The organism is Psychromonas sp. MB-3u-54 (genome assembly GCF_002836415.1).
Lineage (GTDB): Bacteria > Pseudomonadota > Gammaproteobacteria > Enterobacterales > Psychromonadaceae > Psychromonas.
In genome coordinates this window covers 61,438-70,505 of record NZ_PJBP01000185.1, presented here as the reverse complement: position 1 = coordinate 70,505, position 9,068 = coordinate 61,438, and the positions used below count along the sequence as shown (strand labels likewise).

Annotated in this window: 7 protein-coding genes; 5 read left to right on the top strand and 2 right to left on the bottom strand. The window is 33.4% G+C overall.

What is annotated here, in order from left to right:
- Positions 1-2,204: 2,204 nt before the first annotated feature.
- From CXF72_RS18890 to CXF72_RS18875, 4 genes are all read left to right on the top strand, one after another.
- Positions 2,205-2,777, top strand: a complete 573-nt coding sequence (locus CXF72_RS18890; protein WP_101041336.1) for a hypothetical protein — start codon at positions 2,205-2,207, stop codon at positions 2,775-2,777.
- A gap of 156 nt (positions 2,778-2,933) precedes the next feature.
- A complete protein-coding gene (gene tnpA / locus CXF72_RS18885; protein WP_101041335.1) occupies positions 2,934-3,362 on the top strand; it encodes an IS200/IS605 family transposase in 429 nt (142 codons plus the stop codon).
- 95 nt (positions 3,363-3,457) lie between these two features.
- Complete coding sequence (locus CXF72_RS18880; protein WP_101041334.1) at positions 3,458-3,820, top strand: hypothetical protein; 363 nt, start codon at positions 3,458-3,460, stop codon at positions 3,818-3,820.
- A gap of 621 nt (positions 3,821-4,441) precedes the next feature.
- Complete coding sequence (locus CXF72_RS18875) at positions 4,442-4,732, top strand: hypothetical protein (protein ID WP_101041333.1); 291 nt, start codon at positions 4,442-4,444, stop codon at positions 4,730-4,732.
- A gap of 300 nt (positions 4,733-5,032) precedes the next feature.
- Here the strand turns inward: CXF72_RS18875 and CXF72_RS18870 are convergent, their stop codons facing one another.
- Positions 5,033-6,898, bottom strand: a complete 1,866-nt coding sequence (locus CXF72_RS18870) for an ATP-dependent nuclease (protein ID WP_157823298.1) — start codon at positions 6,896-6,898, stop codon at positions 5,033-5,035.
- Positions 6,899-7,989: 1,091 nt separating this feature from the next.
- On the opposite strand from CXF72_RS18870, the gene CXF72_RS18865 reads away from it, so the two are divergent.
- Positions 7,990-8,379, top strand: coding sequence for a hypothetical protein (locus CXF72_RS18865; RefSeq protein ID WP_101041331.1), 390 nt, complete (start codon positions 7,990-7,992; stop codon positions 8,377-8,379).
- Between the two features lie 247 nt (positions 8,380-8,626).
- Here the strand turns inward: CXF72_RS18865 and tnpA (CXF72_RS18860) are convergent, their stop codons facing one another.
- Positions 8,627-9,052: an IS200/IS605 family transposase gene (gene tnpA / locus CXF72_RS18860; RefSeq protein WP_101041330.1), complete on the bottom strand. Its 426-nt coding sequence runs from the start codon at positions 9,050-9,052 to the stop codon at positions 8,627-8,629.
- Between the last annotated feature and the right edge of the window lie 16 nt (positions 9,053-9,068).

The following is a 9,068-nucleotide window of genomic DNA, read 5'->3' as shown; positions in this document are numbered from 1 at the left end:
TTCGTTTTGAAAGGCAAGCTCTTTATTGGCAATGGCCAGCTCTGCTGCCCGCTTATCCTTCTCATTGTTTTGAAAAGCAAGCTTCTTGTTGGCAATAGTAAGCTCTGCTAGATAACGTTTCCTATTATGAAGTTTACTGTCGTATTCTGCGTCCTTACTCATTTATTTAACCTTCTTACATTTAAACAGTGTGTTAGGAAAGCCTAAAAGGGACAGGATATTTAAAAATTCACACCTTCTACACTAACTCTATACCAGTTAAAGTATTTTAATGACTTTCCTAATTCTATTGGACTTTCCATCTCTTCTGTTTTTCTAAAATGCTTTAGTTCTACCTGTTTTAGACGCTAAAAAACTCAATCGTTTTTCTATCTCTTCAGACAGTATAACTGAAGTTGCCATAACTCCTATTGGTAAAATCAGGTGTTCATTTTATTATATGTTAAAATTTCAAAATAACCTTCACTAACAGAAGCGTTTACAAAATATCATTTATGGTAACTAGTTCTTTTTGCTTATGTAAATGACGGTTTCATTATTAAATCGATACAAACTATTTAAAATAAATAGTCAATTAATAGAGATTAATCTTAAGATAGTAGGTTAACAATTTTGTTTTTAATGAAGATTTTTTGAGCGTAAAAACGCTTTCCCAATTTGGTGATTTTTCCAAGCCAAAATAACCAAATGTGTTAGCAATTTATTCCCTAGCTCGCTTGGAGGCTATATCTAGAGCACCGATGTATTTACGGTCTATTGGGAGAAAGCGAGCGTAAATAAATGAGCTGATCTCAACAGATAAATGGTGAAAATTCCTAAGCCTTTGTACTCCGAAGCGTCTTAGACTGTGAAAATTAAAGATATTGTAATATACGCTGTTAGATGAGCTTTAATTCATTTCGAGAGCAGTGTGCGATTTTCATAAACTCTTCAAGCCCACTTATTCCGTGAAGCGAGCAATCTAGTGAGGATGCCAACTCTAATATGATACTGACGTTAAAGTGTGTGAAAATCCAAATCTATTATTGATAGTTTTATTTTTTGGCGTAAACCTGCCTAAACCCAAGGCAACCAAAAAACACCAAGTTTAATTGAAACAATGAGATAGCTGTTCTAAACTAATGGACGTAACTGTGTTTTGGGGATTCAAAATCCGTTTTCGAAAGAAGTGCCGGTTCAAATCCGGCCTCGGGCACCATACTTTAACTCCTTGCTTATGCAGGGATTTTTTTTCTACCGATCAGTAAATTCCCCCTTTAGTAACTATCTTCTGTCCATATCCGGTACTTCACCTGCAGACTCTGTGCGCAATGAGATCCCAAGCTTTCCAACAACCGACAAATTAATCCAACTTAGCTTTTAGTCTCGGCAATCGCAACTGGTGGTACTCCTCTTATCCATTTACAGTCTTTTTGTGGCGTTATTTGTGCTTATTTTAGATGTGAATATGGGATCTTCGTAAATTGATAAATGCTGTAACCCTTGTTGTATAACGCGCTAAACACGGGAGGTTTAACTATAGCCAACAGCATTTATCCTGTTATGTTCTCTTATAAAATCTATTTTCAAGGTTTTGGGGCATAAAAGCGACTTAGAACTTTTGCACTATTTATCTGTTGAGATGATTCCATTTACGTACTAATTTCTCCCTGTAGTGATCAAAATAAATGTTCCTTACAGTAAAGTCGGTTTGAATATTCGTGCACTGCTTGAAATATTTCGCTAAGGCGCTTTCGCCCCAAGCGAGTTAGCAACTTATAAAATTTGGACCAAAATCACTTACCCACTACAAAAAAGAAACTGGTTCATTTAGCTATTTGAGCTTGAAAAAAACACCAAATGGGAAAAGCATTTTTATCCTCTAAAAACAGTCATTAAAACAAAATTTCAACCTGCTATTTTTAAGGTTATATATATTAATTGACTCTTGGTTTTAAGTGCTTTTTTTAAATCTGATAATGAAACCGTTATTTATGTAAGAAAAAGTCGCGACTTACCATAATAGGTATTTCGTGCATGTTTATTTACATCACATTTTATTAAAAATACAATTTATTGATAAAAAAGGTATTGAGGTGTAGCCTTACACTATTGTTTTTAAATTTCTCCATAAAAACAATGGATTAACATGTTTAATATAAAATTAAGCCAATAAAAATTGGTTGTAATAGAAAATTAGTTATTAATATAAAGGCTTCAAAGCAATGAAATTTTTTTTAACCATATTTGTAAGTTCTGCTGTTTTTATTCTTTCAGGATGCGGATCTTCTAGTGATAGTGAATCGACTTTTTCTAGTCATTGCTCTGATATGAACGAGTATTCAAAAGAAAGTACTGGTGCTGGCCAATTTATTTATAAATTTAAGCGTAATGATTGCAATAATTTGATAGAGCTTCAATCTTCTACACTGACGTTTAATGTGCAAAAAGCATATTTTACTATTCCTGAAGGTACTTTTAAAAATTGTGGTCTTATGGGTGGTCCTATTGGGAGTTTGATGTGCAGTAGAGATACTGACTTAAATCAATACCTAACTTTTGATTCAGTAGATGGAAATAAACAAATTACTTATTTTACGCAACTAGATACAAACACAATTAGTGAAGATATCAGATATTTTGATGAGGGTGTCGAAGTAGATAGTGATTTACGATATCTAACTCCGGAAAATCCTAATTATGATTATATTTACCAACGGATTTTTAATTCAGCATCTTTTTTTATTGAAGCCACGAAGAATGCAACATTAATATTACCAAAACCAACAGTTGAATAAAATTAATGGATACGTTATCAAGTGCCGATACAATCATCAATAAGTCTCAAAAGATATTATTTTTTATTAGTCTCCTGAAAAGGTTAAAACCATCGGCTTTAGCCGGTCAGCTTTAGCTATAATATCTTAATAGGTATTCGGTTAAGGGAGATGGGGATGGATTATCGATATGGTAGCAATACGGTTTTTAAGATTCAGTATCATTTTGTTTTTGTGACTAAATATAGGTATCAAGTTTTAAAGGGTGATGTTGGATTGAAGCTCAGAGAATTAATCAGACAAACATGTAATTCTTTTGAAATTGAGATTTTAAAAGGAGTTATTAGCAAAGATCATGTTCATCTTTTGGTTTCAGCCCCTCCTAATATGGCACCAAGTGAAATAATGAGAAGGGTGAAGGGGAGATCATCATCTAAACTCTTTGAAAGTTTCCCCGACTTAAAAAAGCGATACTGGGGACGTCATTTTTGGTCTAGAGGATATTTTTGTGTCACATCTGGAGATGTTACCGAAGAAATGATTAAAGAGTATTTAGCCCATCATTTTGAGCCAAAAGTCGATGATAATTTTAGAACTGAGCACTAAAAAAACGGGTCTTTGACCCGTATCCGGACTTCAGTCCATCAACCCTAACCCACTTACTTTAGTAGGTGGTTGTTGAGTTAATCAAAGAGATAACCATGAAATACATTATTATAGTTTTACTGATAGTAATAACCACCGCATGTGCATCACCAACTATGTCAATGCTATCTAGCTTAGATATGTCAGGTAATGACAGAGAACGTGTACGCTTCATCTGGACTGCTAAGTATCGTCTAGGTGAATGTGATCCCATTAATAAACATCTAACTGCGTTAGATAAGAGACTGCAAGAGCTTGAGCCAAGTGATAATTACAAATTCTGGGCTATGGACATGGATATGAAACTATTTGTCGGCAGTTGTGAAACTTGGCAAAATAATGTGGAAAACTGGGCGAACACAGGTGAATACCGTTACATTGGTCAAGGTCAATTCTTTGTAGTTAAAGATGAAAGATAACTTTTGATTGCAGGCAATATAATAAATTTTCTCGTTTTTTTATTTACCATAACCCCCCCTAAATGCATTTTAGAGGCTACCAGATGGTAGCCTCTTTGTGTATGGCTGTGAATTTTTCTAGGGCGCTTTGTGCCCCTTTCCGCCTTAGAATAGAGACTAATTATTAAAAAACTGCAAAATGAAAGACTTGACCCTCAGTCCCTTTGCAGTCCCTTTGTGACCCTCAGTCCCTTTGTTCACAGTGTGAACAGCTATAAATAGAAATTATTGTTCCTGCACACCATGGCGACTTTTTAAGTAGCTCAATCAGTAGAAGAAAACTTCTTAATACTTATTAACTGATGTTACGCAGCCCCAAGATAGAATAGGGCTTACAGCAATGTCTAAAAGTACTAACTTATTGATTTATAATAATGTGGTGCGTAACGTCAGTTATTAATATTCGATTTTAAAGGTTATTTTTCTGAGGAATAACGGTTATTGAATATAACCAGTATTCCGTGCAGCTTCATTTAAAAACAAAAAATATTATAGATAAATTATGTTTATTTTTGGTATCTGTAATACCACCATTGTTATGTGTTATATATAGTTTTAGTATTTTTATAGTTAGGATGTTTTATGTTTGAAATGATTGTAATGGTTAATTTAAGGACAAAGAAAGCCTATGCCTCAGGAAACAAGAATTGTAGTCCAGATATGAATAAGAATGATTTATACGATGCCGTTGTTCGCAAAGGGGGATCTAATAATTATGAAAATTGGTCCAAAGAGTTTAAAAACATCAATGAATTTGAATATATATTTGTTTCTGAACAAACAGAAGCAAAAACAAAACAAGCATCTAAAAATGAAATTTCATTAAAAGGTTGGTTTGAAGTTAGCCTGAGGACTGTACCTAAAAAATTGTGATTAAACATAAAATCTGAATTACAGATTATTATGCTCAAGGCTACCTAAACGGTAGCCTTTTTTGTTTCCACTCACATCTTAACTATTATACTGTATAAATACAGGAAGAGAAATACAGTACATCCATACTTTATATTCTTTTAAATCATAAAAAAATTTCGGACATCCATTAAGAAACGAACCATGCTCCCCATTTTTCTAACCGAATAAAATAAAAAATCAGATTGATATTTAGTCAATTAGATGGGTGTCCAGCTATTTCCTTTATGGTAGATCCAGTCGCACATGGCATTTGGTTAGTTATTTTAAAAAGTATTTTCTTATCTCTGCAACCCAAGTAGGGATATATGTATCATCAAATTGGTTTATCATAACCTGAATGTATTTAGCAGCAAAATCATCTTTAACTCCTTCATCTAAGAAAAATTTCTCTAAATCCCAATTCCTTAAATTACTAATTGTTGTATTTCCCTTCACATTTTGGATTTGATCCTCACCTACTAAATATTTAGGATTTGCTTTTAATTGTATTAGTGTTTCTGCGAAAACTTGAGGGTTTAAGGATTTCTCTATATCAATTGGCTCTTGTTTTTCTTCTAATTCAAACTTAATTAATTCAGTAACATTATCCGCACCAGATGAAAGGCGTTTTAGTATTATGTGTGACTTTAACTCTTTAAACTGATCTACACCGTTCTTTCGCAAATTTGCATCTGTATCAGTTAAGCAGAAGATTCTACCGCAATCTTTCAGCCCTGTAATTTCAGTTATGGGTAAAGATAAATACTTATAAAATTTTTTAACTAACTCGACACCACCAACAGGAATTATTTGTAAATTCAACTCACTTTTTAAATCTTTTAAAAAATACTCTAAATATATTTGGTCACTTGAACCTTCACAAATCAGCCAGTTATACGGATCATTAGTGGTTAATGAATGGAAAATTGATTGGACTAAATCATTGGTACTTTTTAAAGAAAAATCTTTAGGTAATTTTTTTGTTTGATACGGGTATCTATATAAATCAACAGTTTGATCAAAAACTATTCTTTCATCAGAACCAGAATCTTTTTCTTTTATTTCTGTTTTTATAAAGTGAACTAGTCCTTTATCAACAATCGGTAAGAATCCATACCAATGAGTCGTCAATAAAACTTGTGCAACTTTTGAGACTTTTTTTAATTTTTCAAATTGCTCATAACAAATAGCGGTATGAAGTGAGTTTTCAGGCTCATCAATCCCAATAATAATTATTTTATTTCTTTCTTTTTCTTCTTTTAAAAAAACATATACCAAATTTATTAAAGATTCTCTTTTCTCTCCTGCACTTAGCTCACTCATTTTCTTAGATAATTTAACTTCCTCTCTATTACCTTTCATTAATACTCTTTTCTTGAAGTACATTTCTAGGATCGTATCCACTAAGGAAGTTTGTGTTAATTTTTTAGTACCTGTATCACCTGTATCATAATAATATTCACCTTCCATTTTACCTTCTAACTCACTCACAAATAAATCAAGTCGGGTATTGATGTTATCTATATCTTTAGGTCTTAGAGATTGTTTTATTTCATTTACAACTTCTTTATTGAATATTTTTTGCATTTCTACAGTTTCAATTTTTGTGAAGTCTTCTGAATTTATTTCGACAGGGATATATACATAAGAATAGAGGTTTTTTAATTCTTTTAAAAAATTCTTTTCTGAAAAATTAGGTTCTAATTCTTTTAATAAACTTTTTTGAATTGATTCACCAAATGGAATCACGATTTTGTGATCAATAGATTCACCAACAAAAACTAGATAATAGGATTCTTTATGGCTTTTAATCAACTTATCTCTAACTTCGAAAAAATGGTCTTTTTTATCTTTTTGTTCCAACCCCCAAAAGTAATTACTAATAGTTTCAAAATAACTAGTTAGTCGAGAAACTTTATCTTTTGGTATCAAAAACAGAGGACAAATATACGAGTCTGATGCGTTTGCATTTTTTGTGATAAGCCAATTTTTGTTATTCAAAAAAGTGTCTAGGGCTTCAAGAATAGAGCTTTTACCTGCTCCATTCTCACCAGAATAAGCAACAAAGTTATGTTCATGACCAATAGGAATATATTTGATATTTTTGTATGCTTTAAAATGCCTGACTTGCAATCCGATGATCATTCGTAATCCCATTCTTTAATAAATAGTTTATTGTTTTATAGATTCTAAAAAAAGCCACAAAAAAAGGTTGGACACCCATACTTTATATTCTTTTAAATCATCACGTTAAAACAAACATCATACTCTAATCAATTAAATATTAATATTGCCGCGTATTCCCCAACCAAAAAACTGGCATATCAGATAATATAGGTTGTTCAAATTGATATTAAAGAACAAAAAACTAAGGCGCTTTGTGCCCCTAAGCGCCTCAGCGGGTGAAAATCCACATGCTCGATTTTTCCCGTCAGTGAGCGTTAATAGCTCACGCTAAAATTCTCACAAAAGAGAGTGAAATCGAAGTGCCTGATCAATAAAATCGAGCTGAATGGTAGAATGGTACTATCCAGGTTGATGTAGAGCTTGAAAATAAGTGACTGGCGACGAACCAATCTGTAGCGTTATTTTAAAAGCTATCTACGAAGTAGTCGTCGACATATATCAAACGTATAAAAATTACTGTATCCACTATAAAGCGATTTATATTTTGTTAAAGATGACAGTGTTTCAATCAATATTAGCCTCCGTAACTACTCTCTTTTAGTCTAATATTTCGATGTTATTAAGTCGTTTTACGCTACGTTTACGCCTCAATGGGCGGGAGCCTTTGCAAATAGGGGGTTGGTGTCGGATTTTTTATCCGTAGTATTGTTAAACAGATCATTTTCCGTTTGCTTATAAACATCCTTATCCAGTAACTAACTTTACAGAGGGTCAGACATGTTGTTTCTACTTATATGAGGCATATTAACTGAAGCCCTTAGTCGTGTCCGGTGGTATTAGATCATTACAGTATGCGATGATGGCGGTGCTAAAGATGATAATTTTGCGCTTGACGTTAATGGTGTTGATTCTGTCACCGGTGATCGTCAGAGTGGTTCCGATTTAGTACCCGGTTCAGCGCCTAAGGTTTATGACTTCGTTGTCAGCGAGAATACCACACAGGTAAACAATATTGTGAAAAGTGTCAGGGCAATATCTCTTGCCATACCGGTACAAAGTAAAGAAATTAAATAACAATAAGGTGCCGGGCTTTGGCCCGGTTTTTTTATATGAAAAATGATAATCACGCTGAAAATAAAAATATTTTCCCAATACGCATTCCACAGGCAAAAAACATGCTTTATTGGTTAATAGGCACAGTTTGTTTATATATATTTTGGGTTGGGTTTGTTTTAAGGTCATTGGAGTTTTTTGGCTTTATTTTGGAAGTTAAATCGGGTCAAAGTAGTGCACCTTCATTTATAAGTGTACTTTTACTTGCTGTATTTAGCTTTGCAGGTTATTTATGGCGCTTTACATTACCTGCTAGCCTATATCAATACCCTAAAGGAAAGTTTGGAGAGGCTACATTATCTTTGAAATGGCATGTTATTGCGAGTTTGGTGTCCGCCATACTATTCTTGCTAACATTGTGGTGGTCTTGGGGAAGAGTGCTCTAACCATTCGTCGTATTACTTCTTGATCTAACAGTTAGATTTTTCACTTAATCTATTTTAATGGCTCTGTTCCATTTATGTGTTGTCACCCATATGTGGATTGTGAAATTTGCTGATAATCAAGGTTTGAGTTACTTTCTCTAAACCAAGTGAGATAATACGACAAATATTTTGTCGCAACAGCGCACATTTTTACCGAGTAGCGCGTAAAGCCCCTTCCTTCAGGTAGGGGATATAAGCGTAATTTCTTTTAATGCGGTCTATCTTGCTGTTCAATATATTGCTTTAAAATTTCCAAAGGTGCGCCGCCGACTGAGCCAGCAAAGTAAGATGGACTCCATAAAGCACCTGATTTTTTATTAGACCAATGATACCTAATGTCAGGGAACTTTTGCCTAACTTTCCGGCTAGAAACTCCTTTTAGAGAGTTGATCAATTTCGACAGGCATACTTTTGGTGGGTAATTGATCAATAAGTGAATATGATCACTTTCTCCGTTGAACTCTGCGACTTCTACTTCAAATCCAGTTGCAATACCTTTCATAATACTTTCAATATATTCAAGTGCATCATTAGTAAGTATTTTTCCTCTATATTTAGTAATAAATATCAAGTGGCAATGAAGCATAAAAACACAGTGCCTACCTTTTCTTAAATCCAGTTCTTTATTCGCCATAGACCAACCCTTGATT

Coding starts and splice junctions, on each gene's coding strand:
- CXF72_RS18890 (WP_101041336.1), top strand. CDS start 2,205: ATGAAATTTTTTTTAACCATATTTGTAAGTTCTGCTGTTTTTATTCTT.
- tnpA (WP_101041335.1), top strand. CDS start 2,934: ATGGATTATCGATATGGTAGCAATACGGTTTTTAAGATTCAGTATCAT.
- CXF72_RS18880 (WP_101041334.1), top strand. CDS start 3,458: ATGAAATACATTATTATAGTTTTACTGATAGTAATAACCACCGCATGT.
- CXF72_RS18875 (WP_101041333.1), top strand. CDS start 4,442: ATGTTTGAAATGATTGTAATGGTTAATTTAAGGACAAAGAAAGCCTAT.
- CXF72_RS18870 (WP_157823298.1), bottom strand. CDS start 6,898: ATGATCATCGGATTGCAAGTCAGGCATTTTAAAGCATACAAAAATATC.
- CXF72_RS18865 (WP_101041331.1), top strand. CDS start 7,990: ATGAAAAATGATAATCACGCTGAAAATAAAAATATTTTCCCAATACGC.
- tnpA (WP_101041330.1), bottom strand. CDS start 9,052: ATGGCGAATAAAGAACTGGATTTAAGAAAAGGTAGGCACTGTGTTTTT.